This is a genomic window from Mesorhizobium sp. M0140, from assembly GCF_040322475.1.
Lineage (GTDB): Bacteria > Pseudomonadota > Alphaproteobacteria > Rhizobiales > Rhizobiaceae > Mesorhizobium.
In genome coordinates, this window is record NZ_JAMYTM010000023.1 from 88,070 (window position 1) to 102,719 (window position 14,650).

Annotated in this window: 14 protein-coding genes; 8 read left to right on the forward strand and 6 right to left on the reverse strand. The window is 63.1% G+C overall.

Annotation, left to right across the window (positions count from 1 at the left end; translation table 11 throughout):
- From NKJ37_RS22230 to NKJ37_RS22240, 3 genes are all read right to left on the reverse strand, one after another.
- Entirely contained in the window at positions 1–906 is a 906-nt protein-coding gene (locus tag NKJ37_RS22230; RefSeq protein WP_023812446.1) for a carbohydrate ABC transporter permease, read from the reverse strand.
- A gap of 70 nt (positions 907–976) precedes the next feature.
- A complete protein-coding gene (locus tag NKJ37_RS22235; RefSeq protein ID WP_127268333.1) occupies positions 977–2,293 on the reverse strand; it encodes an ABC transporter substrate-binding protein in 1,317 nt (438 codons plus the stop codon).
- A 360-nt stretch (positions 2,294–2,653) separates the two neighbouring features.
- Positions 2,654–3,349, reverse strand: a complete 696-nt coding sequence (locus tag NKJ37_RS22240) for a TetR/AcrR family transcriptional regulator (RefSeq protein ID WP_352774983.1) — start codon at positions 3,347–3,349, stop codon at positions 2,654–2,656.
- Positions 3,350–3,458: 109 nt separating this feature from the next.
- Between NKJ37_RS22240 and NKJ37_RS22245 the strand changes: the two genes are divergently transcribed.
- Genes NKJ37_RS22245 through NKJ37_RS22255 form a run of 3 tightly spaced genes read left to right on the forward strand, consistent with a single transcriptional unit; the run spans position 3,459 to position 5,951 of the window.
- Positions 3,459–4,655 carry a Tm-1-like ATP-binding domain-containing protein gene (locus NKJ37_RS22245; protein ID WP_352774984.1) on the forward strand — a complete coding sequence of 399 codons (1,197 nt, stop codon included), beginning with the start codon at positions 3,459–3,461 and terminating at the stop codon, positions 4,653–4,655.
- A 13-nt stretch (positions 4,656–4,668) separates the two neighbouring features.
- Positions 4,669–5,529, forward strand: coding sequence for a phosphoenolpyruvate hydrolase family protein (locus tag NKJ37_RS22250; RefSeq protein ID WP_352774987.1), 861 nt, complete (start codon positions 4,669–4,671; stop codon positions 5,527–5,529).
- A gap of 5 nt (positions 5,530–5,534) precedes the next feature.
- The gene (locus NKJ37_RS22255) at positions 5,535–5,951 is read left to right on the forward strand and encodes a cupin domain-containing protein (RefSeq protein WP_352774989.1); all 417 of its coding nucleotides are present in this window, start codon (positions 5,535–5,537) and stop codon (positions 5,949–5,951) included.
- A 207-nt stretch (positions 5,952–6,158) separates the two neighbouring features.
- On the opposite strand, the gene NKJ37_RS22260 is transcribed toward NKJ37_RS22255, so the two are convergent.
- Positions 6,159–7,349: a M24 family metallopeptidase gene (locus NKJ37_RS22260; protein ID WP_352774992.1), complete on the reverse strand. Its 1,191-nt coding sequence runs from the start codon at positions 7,347–7,349 to the stop codon at positions 6,159–6,161.
- 373 nt (positions 7,350–7,722) lie between these two features.
- On the opposite strand from NKJ37_RS22260, the gene NKJ37_RS22265 reads away from it, so the two are divergent.
- The 5 genes from NKJ37_RS22265 to NKJ37_RS22285 all read left to right on the forward strand — a co-directional run bounded on the left by NKJ37_RS22265 (position 7,723) and on the right by NKJ37_RS22285 (position 13,233).
- Positions 7,723–9,333, forward strand: coding sequence for an ABC transporter substrate-binding protein (locus NKJ37_RS22265; protein WP_352774994.1), 1,611 nt, complete (start codon positions 7,723–7,725; stop codon positions 9,331–9,333).
- A 273-nt stretch (positions 9,334–9,606) separates the two neighbouring features.
- On the forward strand, positions 9,607–10,593 hold the full coding sequence (locus NKJ37_RS22270) for an ABC transporter permease (RefSeq protein ID WP_352774997.1): 987 nt from the start codon (positions 9,607–9,609) through the stop codon (positions 10,591–10,593).
- Positions 10,590–11,420 carry an ABC transporter permease gene (locus tag NKJ37_RS22275; protein WP_128308121.1) on the forward strand — a complete coding sequence of 277 codons (831 nt, stop codon included), beginning with the start codon at positions 10,590–10,592 and terminating at the stop codon, positions 11,418–11,420. Before NKJ37_RS22270 ends, NKJ37_RS22275 begins: the two co-directional genes overlap by 4 nt.
- On the forward strand, positions 11,417–12,436 hold the full coding sequence (locus NKJ37_RS22280; RefSeq protein WP_502902007.1) for an ABC transporter ATP-binding protein: 1,020 nt from the start codon (positions 11,417–11,419) through the stop codon (positions 12,434–12,436). Before NKJ37_RS22275 ends, NKJ37_RS22280 begins: the two co-directional genes overlap by 4 nt.
- Positions 12,433–13,233 (forward strand): ATP-binding cassette domain-containing protein, encoded by an 801-nt coding sequence (locus NKJ37_RS22285; protein ID WP_352775001.1) that lies wholly within the window; start codon positions 12,433–12,435, stop codon positions 13,231–13,233. The genes NKJ37_RS22280 and NKJ37_RS22285 overlap by 4 nt, the downstream gene beginning before the upstream one ends.
- A gap of 25 nt (positions 13,234–13,258) precedes the next feature.
- Here NKJ37_RS22285 and NKJ37_RS22290 read toward each other — a convergent pair whose 3' ends face one another.
- Together NKJ37_RS22290 and NKJ37_RS22295 are read right to left on the reverse strand one after the other, a co-directional pair.
- The gene (locus NKJ37_RS22290; protein ID WP_127322455.1) at positions 13,259–13,870 is read right to left on the reverse strand and encodes an NAD(P)-dependent oxidoreductase; all 612 of its coding nucleotides are present in this window, start codon (positions 13,868–13,870) and stop codon (positions 13,259–13,261) included.
- 41 nt (positions 13,871–13,911) lie between these two features.
- A complete protein-coding gene (locus tag NKJ37_RS22295) occupies positions 13,912–14,550 on the reverse strand; it encodes a DsbA family protein (RefSeq protein ID WP_127397363.1) in 639 nt (212 codons plus the stop codon).
- Positions 14,551–14,650 lie beyond the last annotated feature (100 nt).

Consider the following 14,650-nt stretch of genomic DNA (forward strand, 5'->3'; position numbering starts at 1 on the left):
TCAGCGCTCCTTCACCTTGTTGAGGTATTTGACGTAGATGTTGGTGATAGCCAGCACCATGATCAGCACGATGTAGGCAAGCGCGCAGGAGCGCCCGGTCTGCCATTCCTGGAACGCCATCTTGTAGAGCCGGATCGAGATCACCTCGGTGGTTGGCTGGCTGGTCAGGATGTAGGCGAGATCGAAGGTCTTGAACGCCTCCATGGTGCGGAAGATGATCGCGATCATCAGAATCGGCGCGACCAGCGGCAGCGTAATGCGAAAGAAGGTATAGAACGAGCCGGCGCGGTCGATCGCCGCCGCCTCGTAGAGGTGCTTCGGCACTGCCGACAGGCCGGCAAGCGACAGCAGCATGACGAAGGGCGACCACATCCAGATGTCGGTGATGGCAACCGCGTAGAGCGCCATGTCAGGGTTGGACAGCCATTCGAAATTGCCGAGGCCGAGTGCATAGTTGATGACACCCCATGACGGATCATAGAGCAGCTTCCAGAACAGACCGACGACGGCCATCGACAGCATCATCGGCAACAGCAGCAATGTCGTCAGCAGGCCCTTCAGCGGGATATCGCGGTTGAGCAGCAACGCCACGCCAAAGCCGACGATGACCTGACCGACCACGGAGACGATGACATATTTGGCGGTGATGGCGAAATTCGACCAGATGAACGGGTCGTTGAGCAGTTCGCGATAATTTTGCAGTCCGACGAAATTGGCCGCCGCCGGGCTCGACGCGCGAAAGTCGGTGAACGAATAGCCGAGCGAATAGAGCAGTGGAAAGATGTTGAAGACGATCAGGAAAACGATCGTCGGGATGATGAAGAGATTTCGGATCGTGAGGTCGCTCATGCCGCGGGTGGCGGAGCGCGAGTTGGGATCCAGCGTGGTCATGACTGCAGTGGCCAAAGCCAGTTCCTTCCTTGAGAAAAGAAAACGGAAGGGGTGGGCTCCCACCCCTTCCGAGCGTTAGTGCCGCTTACTTCACGCGGTTGTACTTTTTGAACGTCGCGTTCCAGTCCGCGGCGAGCGCATCGAGCACTTCCTTGGCCGTGCCCTGATTGCCGGTGATGTACGGATAGACGCGTTGGTTCATCGCGATGAGCAGCTCGGCATATTCCGGCGTCGCCCAGAAGTCCTTCACCTTGAACATGGTTTCGTAGAAAGCCTTGTTGTAAGGCGTGGCGTTCTGGAATTCAGGCGACTCGAGCACCTTGGCACTTGCCGTGTAACCGCCGAGTTCCGCCCACTTCTTCTGCGTCTCGTCTTTGATGAACCATTCCAGGAACTTCATCGCCTCTTCCTTGTTGTTGGAATAGGAGATGACGGAGATGCCCTGGCCGCCGAGCGCGGCGAACTGGTCGCCGTTCGGGCCGGCAGGGTTGGCGAAGAAGCCTGTGTTCTTGGCATTCGGGTTCGAGGCTTCGTTGATGAGCGCCGGGAAGAAGGCGAAGTAGTTCATGCTCATCGCAGCCAGATTCTCGGTGATCGCCTGGTTGTCCTCGATGAAGAAGCTCTTGGCCCAACCAGGAGGTGTGAAGGAATAGAGTTCCTTGTAGACCTCGAGCGCCTTGACGTTCTGATCGGAGTTGATGATCCCGTCGACCTTGTAAGTGGCATAGTCGCCAAGTTCGCCGCCGTAGGAGAAGATGGCGTTCTCGACGCCCATCACCAGGGCATCATATGAATTGTCGGTGTAGATGGCGACGCCGTAGCGCTTCTGGTCGGGACGGTGGAAGAATTCGGCAATGTCGCGCAGCGCCTTGAAATCCTTCGGCACGCCGAGATCGTAGCCATACTTGGCCTTGAACGCTTCCATTTCCTTGGGGTCCTCGAACCAGTCCTTACGGTAGGACCAGCCGACTGCGTCACCCTCGGCCGGGATCGACCAGTACTTGCCAGAGGCCGACGGATATTCGGCGTAGTACTTGACAGTCGCCGGCGCCATCACCTCCTTCAAATTATGCTTGTTGAAGAAGTCGGTAAGGTCGACATAGTGGCCCGCCTCGGATGCGGCACCGATCCACTGCGAGTCGCCGACCACCATGTCGTAGGCGCTGCCCTTGGCGTTGAACTCGGTGAATGCCTTGGTCTGGAAGTCGGACCAAGGCGTGGTTTCGACCGTGACCTTCACGCCGGTCTCGGCCTCGTAGAGATTGACGAGTTCCTGCAAATAGTTCGCCGGATCCCACTCCGCCCAGAATATGGTGAGTTCTTTGTCCTGCGCGTAAACGGACGTTCCGCAGGCAAGCGTTAAGCCGATACCAGCAAGTGCGCTGGTCACTAACTTGCGCATAATGATTTCCTCCCTTGTGCGCGTTCTACCTTATCGTGCGAGCCGGCAACGGGGCCGGCCCTGGTAGTTCCTCCCGTGATCGCACCTTCCCGGTTTCGAGCCTCCTCGCCCCTGCCGGAAAATGGATCGCAGCCCTCACTTTCGATCCGCTTTTCTGATCCAATCTGGTATTACCAATTTTGCATGCACGTCAAGCCCTTTCTTGACAGCTGGACGTGGTCATTGCCATCGGATTCCGGCTTTATCTGCCTGTTTTACCAAGATTTTCCTACTCAGTGATATGATTGGGTATTGTCCGACACCCCACTCAACGGCTAAGATCAGTAGCGTGCATGCCAATCTGGTCGAACCAGATAGGCTCTATTTCATGACTGCCTTCGGATCGGGGCTGCCTCCTTCATCGACCGATTCCGCGACTGCTGCACGCACCAGCGCCCCGGCTGCCCACTGTGCGACCGCCCTCGTCCGGCGGCTGTCCAGTCCCCAGATATCCTTAAGCACAATCAGCACCTCGACGCCGAAGATCAGCGACAGCGCCTGCGCCAGCCGCTTGAAGTCGCGCGGCGGCAAACGGCCCTCGAGCGGCGCGATCGCATCTTTCAGCAAGTCGATGCGGTGGCCGCGCGTAAAGGCGGGCTCGCCGCCCAGCGTGCCGGCCTGACGCCGCGCCCATTGATCGAGCGACAGCTTCAGTGCTGCCTTGAACGTGGCCTCGAAGGCCTCGATGCGCGGCATGGCCGTATCGAACAGCTCCGCGACCCGGCGCTCGGCATCGGCGGAGGTCGATTGCCAGGTGAGGATTGGCCCCAGCCCCTCGTCGACGACGGCCTGCACCAGTGCCGACTGGCTCGGGAAGTAACGATAGGCGGTGGCACGGGAAACCTCGGCCGCCTCGGCGACCTCGCTGACCGAGGGCGTGACGCCCGCCTGCATCAGCCTTGTTGCCGTCTCCAGCATCAGCCGTTTGGTCCGCGCGCGCGGCCCACGTTCGGGCACTGGGCCGGTTGCCCGTTCAGCGTCGTCGCTCGCAGCCGATTGTTGACGTGAGACATTCATACCAATACGATACGCGCGTCTCAAAAATTTGCAATGGTGTCCGCATCGTCGAGTGGCCCGGGCAATGAGCGATGGGGGCGGCATCGCCCGCCGGGATTGGGGGAGCGCAATGAAGCGTATCTATGTGGTGGGTACCGCGGACACCAAGGGCGAGGAACTCGCCTTCCTGGCCGATGCGATCACTGCTGCGGGCGCCCTGGTTTGTCGTGTCGATGTCGGAACGCGCGACGCAACCATCCCCGTCGATATCAGCGCGAGGGAAATCGCCGACCATCATCCCGGCGGCCGCGGCGCCGTGCTCGGCGGCAATGACCGTGGCGCCGCGGTCGCCGCGATGGGCATCGCCTTCGCCCGCTTTGCCCAATCGCGCAACGACATCGCAGCCATGATCGGCATCGGCGGCGGTGGCGGCACCTCGATCGTCACGTCGGGCATGCGCGCCCTGCCGCTCGGCCTGCCCAAGATCATGGTCTCGACGCTCGCCTCCGGCGATACGGCTCCCTATGTCGATGTCTCCGACATCATCATGATGCCTGCGGTGACCGACATGGCCGGACTGAACCGGCTCTCCCGTGTCGTGCTGCACAATGCGGCTCAAGCCATATCAGGCATGGCGGCCAGCCCGGCGCCGCCGCCCGGCGGCAAACCATCGATCGGCCTCACCATGTTCGGCGTCACCACGCCTTGCGTGACCGCCATCGCCGACCAGCTCCGTTCCAGATATGACTGCATGGTCTTCCACGCCACCGGCACCGGCGGCCGCAGCATGGAAAAGCTGGCCGACAGCGGCCTACTGTCCGGCATCATCGACATCACCACGACCGAAGTTTGTGATCTGCTGTTCGGCGGCGTGCTGCCGGCGACAGAGGACCGTTTCGGCGCCATCGCCCGCGCGAGGCTGCCCTATGTCGGTTCGGTCGGCGCGCTCGACATGGTGAATTTCTGGGCGCCTTCGACCATCCCGGAATACCATCGCGGCCGGCTGTTCTACGAGCACAATCCCAACGTCACGCTGATGCGCACCACGGCGCAGGAATGCTGTGCGATCGGCGAGTGGATCGGCACCAGGCTCGCCCGCTGCGAGGGGCCGGTGCATTTTCTCATCCCGGAAAAGGGCGTCTCGGCGCTCGACATCGAGGGCGGCGCTTTCTTCGATCCGGAGGCCGACGCCGTCCTGTTCGCGTCCATCGAGCGCACCATCAACCCGAACGGCACACGCCGCGTGACACGCCTTCCGCTCCACATCAACGACCCGGAATTCGCCAAGGCTGCAACAGCGGCCTTCCTCGACATCGTCAGACAGTGAGAGATCTCAAAAAATGCCTGCCATACCGCGCAAGGACATATTGAAGAAATTCAGGGGAATGATCGACAAGGGCGTGCCGATCGTCGGCGGCGGCGCCGGCACCGGCCTGTCGGCCAAGGCCGAGGAGGCCGGCGGCATCGACCTCATCATCATCTACAATTCCGGCCGCTACCGCATGGCCGGGCGCGGCTCGGCCGCCGGCCTGCTCGCCTATGGCAATGCCAACGAGATCGTCAAGGAAATGGCCTATGAGGTGCTGCCGGTGGTCAGACACACGCCGGTGCTGGCCGGCGTCAACGGCACCGACCCGTTCGTCATCATGCCGCTGCTGCTGGCAGAGCTGAAGACGATGGGCTTTTCCGGCGTGCAGAACTTTCCCACCATCGGCCTGTTCGACGGCAGCATGCGGCAGAGTTTCGAAGAGACCGGCATGGGCTTCGGCCTCGAGGTCGACATGATCGCCGAGGCGCACAAGCTCGACCTCTTGACCACGCCCTATGTCTTCAACCCGGACGAGGCCCGCGCCATGACAAAAGCCGGCGCCGACATCGTCGTCGCCCATATGGGTGTGACGACAGGCGGCTCGATCGGCGCCACCTCGGCCAAGTCGCTCGACGACTGCATCGTCGAGATCGACGCCATCGCCAACGCGGCGCGCTCGGTGCGCAAGGATGTCATCCTGCTTTGCCATGGCGGGCCGATCTCGATGCCGGACGACGCCCGCTACATCCTCTCCCATGCCAAGGGCCTGCACGGCTTCTATGGCGCCAGCTCGATGGAACGGCTGCCGGCGGAAGCCGCGATCGCCAAACAGACGGCGGATTTCAAGGCGGTGACGCTTGGTGGTGAGAAGACTAAGAAAAAGAAGGGATGAGAGAAATGACCGACAAGAGCAAAATGTTTGTCTATCCGAAGGACGTCAGCGCCTTCGGCTTCGACTGGGGAAAATTGGCGCTGACGGTGGCGCCCGAAGTGAATGGCGCGACCCGGTTTTCCGGCGGTGTGGTGGACCTGCCTTCCGGCAAGGGTCACACGCGCCACAACCATCCGGGCGCGGAAGAAATCATCTTCGTCATCTCTGGTCATGGCGAGCAGATGGTCGAGGACGAAAAAGGCAATCCGGTGGTCGCAAAAGTTGGCCCCGGCTGCACCATCTATGTCCCGGAAAGCCGCTTCCATTCGACGCTCAACACCGGTGACGGGCCGATGCAGCTTTTCGTCGTCTATTCGCCGGCAGGACCTGAACTGGTTTTGCGCGAGCTGCCGGATTTCAAGCTGATTCCGCCGGGGCAGTGATGAACTCGTTCTAGGGTAGCGCTGCCCCTCATTGTCCTGCCGGACATTTCTCCCCGTATAGTGACGGGGAGAAAGACGCAGTCATCGGCGCTTTCGCTAGTTTTCACGCCGCAAATAGGCGCCGAGGGCGCGGCTGCCCTCTTCTCCCCGTCACTATACGGGGAGAAGGTGCCGGCAGGCGGATGAGGGGCAGCGCCCGCCTTCGTCCTAAAGAGTACCACCCCTGTTCCACCCCCGCCCCCGATCACCGAACATCACATAGCCGGTTTCGGTAACCGCCAGCGTGTCCTCCAGCTTGATGAAGCCGCGCGTCGGGTGAAGCATGGTTGTCTCCACCGACAGCACCATGTTCTTCTCCAGCGGCTTTGCCGCATAGGTGCCCTCATAGGTCACCGGATGGTTGGTCATCAGGAACGGCGCCTCATGTGTGATCAGCCCCATGCCATGGGCGAAGAAATCCGTGTAGGGCGCGACCTTCGAAGCCTTCAGCACGCCCTCGGCATGGGAAATCATGTCGCCGCCCAGCGTGCCCGCTTTGACTTTTGAGAAGGCCGCCTGCTGCACCGTCTCGACCTCGGCCAGCAGATCTTCCAGTTCGGCATCCGGTTCGCCGAGAATGCCCATCCGGCAGAGGTCGCCGATATAGCCATGATAATTGCCGCCGGAATCGATTGACAGCACCTCGCCTTGCTTCCACGCCTGCGGTGAAGCGGCGCGGTTGTGGCTGGAACCCAGCGTCAGCAGGCAATACTCGAAATGGATGCCGCGATTGGTTTCCTCGCGCCGCAGATGCTCGATGATCTCGCTCTTGGTCGTGCCTTCGCGCGCCCATTGGATGGTCGCCAGCATGGAATCGGTGATCAGTTCGGAGGCCGTGCGCAGCTTCTCCAGTTCCGCATCGGTCTTGATGGCGCGCATGCGCTCCAGCATGTCGGTCGCGTCGATCAGCCTGGCATCCGGCAATGCCTTGCGGATCAGCGTATAGGCATCCGACGGCAGAAAGCCGGGCTCGATGCCGATGCGGGCGCCGGCCTTGCCGATCTTCTGCAGATGCTCGACCGCAAGGTTGGCGGCGTCGAGCGTGCCCCAGCAGGCGGCGTGCAGCGTCGGCGTCCAGAACGGGTTGTTCTGATGCTCGCCGCCCTCCATGCGGTTGCCGATATAGGCGGCATGGTCCGGCCCGCCCTTTTCGTACACCACGATCGGCAGGTATCGGCTATGGCCGATCGCATCCATGGCGGCGAAGAAGATGAACTTGTAGCCGCCCAGCAGGTATTGCGTGTTGTGCTTGGAGGTGGCGAGCAGCACGTCGATGCCGGCCTCCTCCATCAGCCGGTCGACCCTTGCGTGGTCGAACGGGATATTGCCGACGGCATTCTTGCCCGGAGCAATGTTCATCTCTCTCTCCCTGAATTGCCTGGGATCGCCGGCTGTTTTGCTCCCGATCCCCTAGCTGGCACAAATCTGCACCATTTTGCCCACTCTGGTCCAGCCAGAAATGGGAAAAACAGCACCGTTCGATGTCACCATATCGTCATTCGTTCCATATCAAGCCAATCTGGTCCTACCAGATTGATCGGATTGACCGGCTTCCTCCAAACTGGTCCAGCGGACGAAAATTTCAAAGCCAAGCGAGGATGCGCCAATTCCGTCTCTGGCGAAACCCTCGGCAAGGCTCATAATCGCCGCCGCAAGGGATGCTGGCGGGCTTGCCGGCGTCCGAGGGGTATTGGCGCACCCGGTCGGGTCGCGGAGAGGACGGAGTTCGATCATGTCAGGTTTCACGATTTCCAGACGCACGATGCTTGCCGGCTCGGCAATGCTGCTGGCCTCCACCGCCATGCCGGCACCTACCTGGGCGCAGACGCCGAAGAAGGGCGGGCGGCTGGTGCTTGCCGCCGATTCCGAACCACGCAACCTCAACCCGGCGATCGTCGCCTCCAACGGCGTCTTCTTCATCTCCAGCAAGATCGTCGAAACGCTGGCCGAAGCCTCATTCGACGGCAACGACGGACTCGCGCCACGGCTGGCGCTGAGCTGGGAGGGTGCCGCCGACGGGCTCTCAGTGACGTTCAAACTGCGCGACGGCGTCAAATGGCATGACGGCAAACCGTTCACCTCGGCCGACGTCGCCTTCTCGGCGCTGCAGATCTGGAAGCCGCTGCAGAATCTCGGCCGCACCGTGTTCAAGGATCTGGCCAGCGTCGACACCCCTGACGATCTCACCGCCGTGTTCAAATTCGCCAAGCCGACGCCATTCCAGCTGATCCGCAACGCGCTGCCGGCGCTGAGCAGCGTGGTGCCGAAGCACATCTATGAGGTCGGCAAGATCGCGGAAAACCCGGCCAACAACGCGCCGATCGGCACCGGACCGTTCAAATTCGGCGAGCACAAGGCCGGCCAATATTACCGGCTGACCAAAAACACCGACTACTGGGGCAAGGACGAGCCCTATCTCGACGAGATCATCTATCAGGTTCTGCCGGATCGCACGTCAGCGGCGAGCGCGCTGGAGGCCGAGGAGATCCAGCTTGCAGCCTTTTCCGCCGTGCCGCTGGCCGACCTCGACCGCATCTCCAAGGTGCCGGGCCTGAAGGTGATCTCCAAAGGTTACGAAGGGCTGACCTATCAGCTCGTCGTCGAGATCAACCATCGCCGCAAGGAGCTGGCAGACGTGAAGGTCCGCCAGGCGATCGCGCATGCCATCGACAAGGATTTCGTCGTCAAGACGGTGTTCCTCGGCTATGCCGCGACAGCCACCGGCCCGGTGCCGAAGAACGATCCGCAATTCTACACCGCCGACGTGCCGACCTATGCCTTCGACGTCGCCAAGGCCAACGCGCTGCTTGACGAGGCTGGCTACAAGAAAGGCGCCGACGGCAACCGCTTTTCGCTCAAGCTGCTGCCTGCGCCCTATTTCAACGAGACCAAGCAGTTCGGCGACTATCTGCGCCAGGCGCTCGCCGCCATCGGCATCGACGCCCAACTGGTCAACAACGACTCGGCCGCGCACATCAAGGCGGTCTACACCGACCACGCCTTCGACCTCGCGGTCGGCCCGCCGGTGTTCCGCGGCGACCCGGCGATCTCGACCACCATCCTGGTGCAGAGCGGCATTCCGGACGGCGTGCCGTTCTCCAACCAGGGCGGCTACAAGAACGACGCGCTCGACGCGCTCATCGCCAAGGCATCAGAAACGCTCGACACATCAGCCCGCACCGACCTCTACAAGGAATTCCAGAAGGAGGTGGCCACCGACCTGCCGCTGATCAACGTCGCCGAATGGAGTTTTATCAGCGTCGCGCGCGACACTGTCGGCAACATAGCAAACAACCCGCGCTGGGCGGTGTCGAACTGGGCGGACACGTATCTGGAATCGTGACAGAATTGCGCGGATGAAAGTTCGCGAGAAAAGGGGAATTTGGCCGAAGGCCGAGTTCCTTCACACCCCCCTCTGTCCTGCCGGACATCTCCCCCGCAAGGGGGGAGATCGGCTATTTGTCCGCCCCGCCAATTATGCAACCTCGAAAATTGGCGAAGCCGTCGGTGACATCCAATCTCCCCCCTTGAGGGGGAGATGTCCGGCAGGACAGAGGGGGGCGCTCAGGCGCGACATCTCTCTTGGGCGACTCAGTGCCAAGCCTCCGACGCCCGCATGACCCGCGCCCTCACGCTCATCCGCCGTCGCCTTATCGGCAGCGTCTTCGTGCTGCTGATCGTCGTCGTCGGCACGTTCCTTTTGCTCGAGGCCGCCCCCGGCGACGCGGTCGACGCCTATATTGTCTCGACCGGCGGCGACGCCGGCATGATCGAATTGTTGCGTCATCGCTGGGGCCTCGACCAGTCGGAGCTGACGCGGCTCGCCAACTATCTCTGGGCGCTGTTGCATCTCGATCTCGGCCAGTCGGTGACCTTCTCCAGGCCGATCCGCGACGTCATCCTCGAACGCCTGCCCAACACGCTGCTGTTGATGGTCAGCGCCACCGCGCTCTCCTTCGGGCTCGGCTCGGCACTCGGCATCTACGCCGGCGCACAGCCGGGCAGCTTCCGCGACCGCTTCCTGTCGATCGGCTCGCTGGCGCTCTATGCAGTGCCGGGTTTCTGGCTCGGCCTGGTGCTGATCGTCGTCTTTGCCGTCGACCTGCGCTGGCTGCCGATCGGCGGCATCGAAACCCTGGCCTCGGACAAAACCGGTCTTGACCGCGCCGCCGACATCGCCGTCCATCTCGTCTTGCCTGTTTCCGCCCTCGGTTTCATCTATCTGGCGCTCTATCTGCGCATGATGCGCGCCGGCATGGCCGAGGTCTGGCGGCAGGACTTCGTCCTGGCCGCGCGCGCCAAAGGATTGTCACGCCGCCGCATCGTGCTCGCCCACGTCGCCCGCAATGCACTGCTGCCGCTGGTCACCATGCTCGGCCTGCAGTCGGCGCAGATGCTCGGCGGCAGCGTCGTCATCGAGAGCGTTTTTTCCGTGCCCGGCCTCGGCCGGCTGGCGCAGGAGGCGGTCGCCTCCCGCGACACGCCGCTTCTGCTCGGCATTATCCTCACCAGCGCAGTCCTGGTCCTTGTCATCAATTTGCTCGTCGACATCGCCTACGCCTTCCTCGATCCGCGCGTAGGCGCCAGCGAGGCCGGCGCATGAGCCCGCTCCGCCGCTTTCTGCGCACGCCCGAGGCGGTCGCCGGCGCCATGCTCCTGGCGGCGCTGATCGCCATGGCGCTGTCGGCGCCGCTGCTGTTCCCCGGCGACCCGCAGGCCATCGCCGGCCCGGCGCTGCTGCCGCCGTTCCAGGACTGGTCGCTGCCGCTCGGCACCGACCGGCTTGGCCGCGACGTGCTGGCCGAGCTTTTTCATGGCGCCCGCACATCGCTGGCTGTCGGGCTCGCGGCCGCGGCCGCCGCACTTGTCGTCGGCGCCGTGGTCGGCACATTGGCCGGCTTTGCCGGCGGCCTCGTCGACGAGGTGCTGATGCGCATCACCGACGCCTTCCAGACCGTGCCGAGCTTCCTGCTGGCACTGGCCTTCGTCAGCGTCGTCGGACCGTCGCTCGGCGTCGTCGTGATTGCCATCGCGCTCGGCACCTGGACCGGACCAGCCCGGGTCGCCCGCGCGGAAGTCCTCTCCATTCGCGAACGCGATTATGTCGCCGGGGCCAGGGTCATCGGCATGCACCCGCTGGCGATCGCCTTTCGCGAGGTGCTGCCCAATGCCCTGCCGCCGGTGCTGGCGATGTCGTCGGTGATCGTCGCCGCCGCGATCCTCACCGAAGCGGCGTTGTCGTTCCTCGGCCTCGGCGACCCCAACCGGGTCACCTGGGGCGGAATGATCGCCGAAGGCCGCGCTGTCCTGCGTACCGCGCCCTTCCTGTCGATTGTCCCGGGCATAGCGCTGGTGCTGACCGTGCTCGGCGTCTATCTCGCCGGCGAAGGCATTGTCGAGACGACAGCAGTCAGGAGAGGCCTGTCGTGACCACGCTCGCTTCGATCCGCGACCTGACGGTGACCTACCGCCGTGACGGCAATGAGGTGGCAGCGCTGAGGAGTGTAAGCCTCGATATTGCCAATGGCGAACGCCTCGCCATCATCGGCGAAAGCGGTTCAGGCAAAAGCACGCTGGCGCTGGCGCTCGCGGGGCTGGTGCCGGGATCCTCCAGGATTGGAGGGCGGATCGACTGGTTCTTGCCATCATCGCCGCCCTCTGGCGCCAAGGCACCCCCCTCTGTCCTGCCGGACATCTCCCCCTCAAGGGGGGAGATTGGCAGTTCCCCCGCAGGCCCTCTTTCTGCATCTCTGGCGATGGGCGAAAGTGGAGACAAGGGCGTAATCTCCCCCCTTGAGGGGGAGATGTCCGGCAGGACAGAGGGGGGCCTCGTAAGGCGCAAAGTCCGAAAGTCTTCCCTCAAACAGAGCTACATCCCCCGCCTCGGCCGCGACATCGGCTTCGTCTTCCAGGACCCCTCCGCCAGCCTCGATCCTGTCATGACCATCGGCAAGCAAATCGCCGAAGTCGCCCGCACCCATCTCGGCCTCACCTGGTCCCAATCCTATGCCAGGGCCAAAAGCCTGCTCGAGCGCGTCCGCCTGCCGGACCCGGACTCGGCCTTGCGCGCCTTCCCGCATCAACTCTCCGGCGGCCAGAAGCAGCGTGTGGCGATCGCCGCCGCCATTGCGGCCGGTCCGAAGTTGCTGATCGCCGACGAAGCGACCAGCGCGCTCGATACCATCGTGCAGGCCGAGATCGTCGCCTTGATCCGACGCCTGGTGACCGAGGACGGCATGACGCTGCTGTTCATCAGCCACGACATCGCGCTGGCGGCCGAGCTTGCCGAGCGTATCGCTGTTTTCCGTCATGGCCAGTTGGTCGAGCTTGGCAGGACGGCGCAGATTGTCGGCGCCCCGGCCCAGCCCTATACGCGTGCATTGCTCGACGCCCATATCGGCCTCGACACCAGGCCGTTGCTGAACCGAGCAAGGCTCCACGCATGAGCCTGCTGGCGGTGTCCAACCTGACCAAGCGCTACCGTCGCGGCGACAAGACCATCGCTGCCGTCGACGATGTCTCCTTTCACATCGACCCCGGTGAGACGCTAGCGTTGGCCGGACCTTCCGGCAGCGGCAAGTCGACGATCGCGCGGTTGGTGCTGCGATTGATCGAGCCGGACGCCGGGCGCATCGAATTCGAAAGCGACGATTTCCTGGCCCTGCGCAGCACAGCACTGCGAGCACGCCGCGCACGCCTGCAAATGGTGTTCCAGGATCCATTGGCCGTCTTCAATCCGCGCGCCACGGTGGCGCGTGTGCTCGACGATCCCTTGCGCATCCATGGTATCGCCTCCCGCGGCGAGCGCCCGCACCGCATCGCCGCCTTGCTGGAGCGCGTCGGGCTGACGGCGAACCTCGCCCCGCGTGCCATCCATGAGATCTCCGGCGGACAGCGGCAGCGCGTCGCCATTGCCCGCGCCATCGCCACAAAGCCGTCGCTGATCGTGCTCGACGAGGCGGTGTCGGCGCTCGACGTCTCCGTACGCGGGGAGATCCTCGAGCTTTTGCTCGACCTGCAACGCCAGGAAAAGATCGCCTATCTCTTCATTTCACATGATCTCGGCGTCATCAGGTCGGTCGCCCACCGCGTCATCCTTCTCGATGCCGGACGGATTGCCGAAAACGGCGATGCCCAAACCGTCATCGACGCACCGCAATCGGCCATCGGCAAGGCGCTGGTGGCGGCAGCACCGAGATTGAACCGGACCCTGATGCGGCTGGCGTCGGCCGGCCTCGATTGAGACCCGGCCGCCGCCACCCGTTCGCTCAATAGCCGACGGTGAAGCGCTGCCTGATATGGGCCGGCTTCTCGATCTCGTCGACCATGACGATCGCATAGTCCTCGAAGGAAATGCTGCTGCCCTTGTCGGAGGCGAGAAGTGTATCCTTGCCGAGGCGGAATTTGCCGGTGCGCTCGCCAGGCACGAACATGGCGGATGGCGACAGGAACGTCCAATCGAGGTCGTCGACCGTCTTCAATCTGTCCAGGAAGTCGGCGCCCTTCTGCGCTTCGGCCTTGTAGATATCAGGGAAGTCGGGGCTATCGACCAGCCGCTTGCCCGGTGCGACTTCGAGACTGCCGGCGCCGCCGACGATCAGATAGCGCTTCACGCCGGAGGCTCGCACCGCCTCGATCAGCGTATCGGCATCGCTGTCCAGGAAATGCACGGAGCTGATCACCGCGTCATGGCCGCGGATCAGGTCCGCGAGACCTTGTCTGTCGAAGACATCGCCTTTCCTGGCCGTCACGCCCGGAAGGGCGACGATCTTTTCCGGGTTGCGCGCAATGCCGGTGACGGTGTGGCCGCGATCGGAGAGTTCCCTGAGAAGGCGTGAACCGACGGCGCCCGATGCACCAATGAGAGCGACTTTTGCCATGTCTGTTTCCTTATTTCTTGTTGGGGGTCTGGAGGATGGGATCACGCCGCCGCGATATGGGCGACAAGATTGTCGAAGCTGCCGAACAGCGCGTTCGAACCGATGAGCCGGGGCGCATCATTGCGGATGACCGAGAGCGAAGGCACGCCATCGGCATGCAGGCGCTGGAACAGCGCACGGCCACGGCCAACCAGATCGCGGTGAGCCGTCAGCAATGTTTCGGTCGGCGCCTTGAGCATTTCGGCGGCGTCCGCCATGCCGGCGGCGGCGAGCACCTCGGCCACACCGCCGATCGTCACGACATCGCGTCCTTCTACATAGCGCGCATGCTGGATCGTCTTCAGCGCCGCAAGCCGGCGGCTGGGATCTTCCAGGCCAGCGGCACTGATGCCGAGTGTGGCGGCATGTGAATCGAGCAGGGTCCCACGGACATTGAGGACATTGTGCCGGTAGGCCGGCGTGAAGGATTGTCCGGTCAGGCGCTCGATGCGCTGGTCGTTCGCCCAGGCATGCGCCGCAAAGCCTTCATCCATCGGACGTGCGCCGGCGCCGGAAAACAGGCCGGTCGGCAGCAGTTCGACGTTCAGGCCGGCGGCCGACAACCGGTCGAGCATCGGGGTGGCGCCATAGCACCAGCCGCAGAGCGGATCGAAAAGATAGGTCACTTCTGAATTGCTCATAGTCGCTGCCATTCCTGCCCGGCCACCGGACTCGTCGAGGCCGTCGCTCATATGGCAGACGGCAGCCTTGCGATAAATGGCGCCCAATTATACAAACTGT

What these genes read in the sequence shown, in the direction of transcription:
- NKJ37_RS22235 (WP_127268333.1), bottom strand. Translation starts at nt 2,293, where the DNA reads ATGCGCAAGTTAGTGACCAGCGCACTTGCTGGTATCGGCTTAACGCTT.
- NKJ37_RS22240 (WP_352774983.1), bottom strand. Translation starts at nt 3,349, where the DNA reads ATGAATGTCTCACGTCAACAATCGGCTGCGAGCGACGACGCTGAACGG.
- NKJ37_RS22245 (WP_352774984.1), top strand. Translation starts at nt 3,459, where the DNA reads ATGAAGCGTATCTATGTGGTGGGTACCGCGGACACCAAGGGCGAGGAA.
- NKJ37_RS22250 (WP_352774987.1), top strand. Translation starts at nt 4,669, where the DNA reads ATGCCTGCCATACCGCGCAAGGACATATTGAAGAAATTCAGGGGAATG.
- NKJ37_RS22255 (WP_352774989.1), top strand. Translation starts at nt 5,535, where the DNA reads ATGACCGACAAGAGCAAAATGTTTGTCTATCCGAAGGACGTCAGCGCC.
- NKJ37_RS22260 (WP_352774992.1), bottom strand. Translation starts at nt 7,349, where the DNA reads ATGAACATTGCTCCGGGCAAGAATGCCGTCGGCAATATCCCGTTCGAC.
- NKJ37_RS22265 (WP_352774994.1), top strand. Translation starts at nt 7,723, where the DNA reads ATGTCAGGTTTCACGATTTCCAGACGCACGATGCTTGCCGGCTCGGCA.
- NKJ37_RS22270 (WP_352774997.1), top strand. Translation starts at nt 9,607, where the DNA reads ATGACCCGCGCCCTCACGCTCATCCGCCGTCGCCTTATCGGCAGCGTC.
- NKJ37_RS22275 (WP_128308121.1), top strand. Translation starts at nt 10,590, where the DNA reads ATGAGCCCGCTCCGCCGCTTTCTGCGCACGCCCGAGGCGGTCGCCGGC.
- NKJ37_RS22285 (WP_352775001.1), top strand. Translation starts at nt 12,433, where the DNA reads ATGAGCCTGCTGGCGGTGTCCAACCTGACCAAGCGCTACCGTCGCGGC.
- NKJ37_RS22290 (WP_127322455.1), bottom strand. Translation starts at nt 13,870, where the DNA reads ATGGCAAAAGTCGCTCTCATTGGTGCATCGGGCGCCGTCGGTTCACGC.
- NKJ37_RS22295 (WP_127397363.1), bottom strand. Translation starts at nt 14,550, where the DNA reads ATGAGCAATTCAGAAGTGACCTATCTTTTCGATCCGCTCTGCGGCTGG.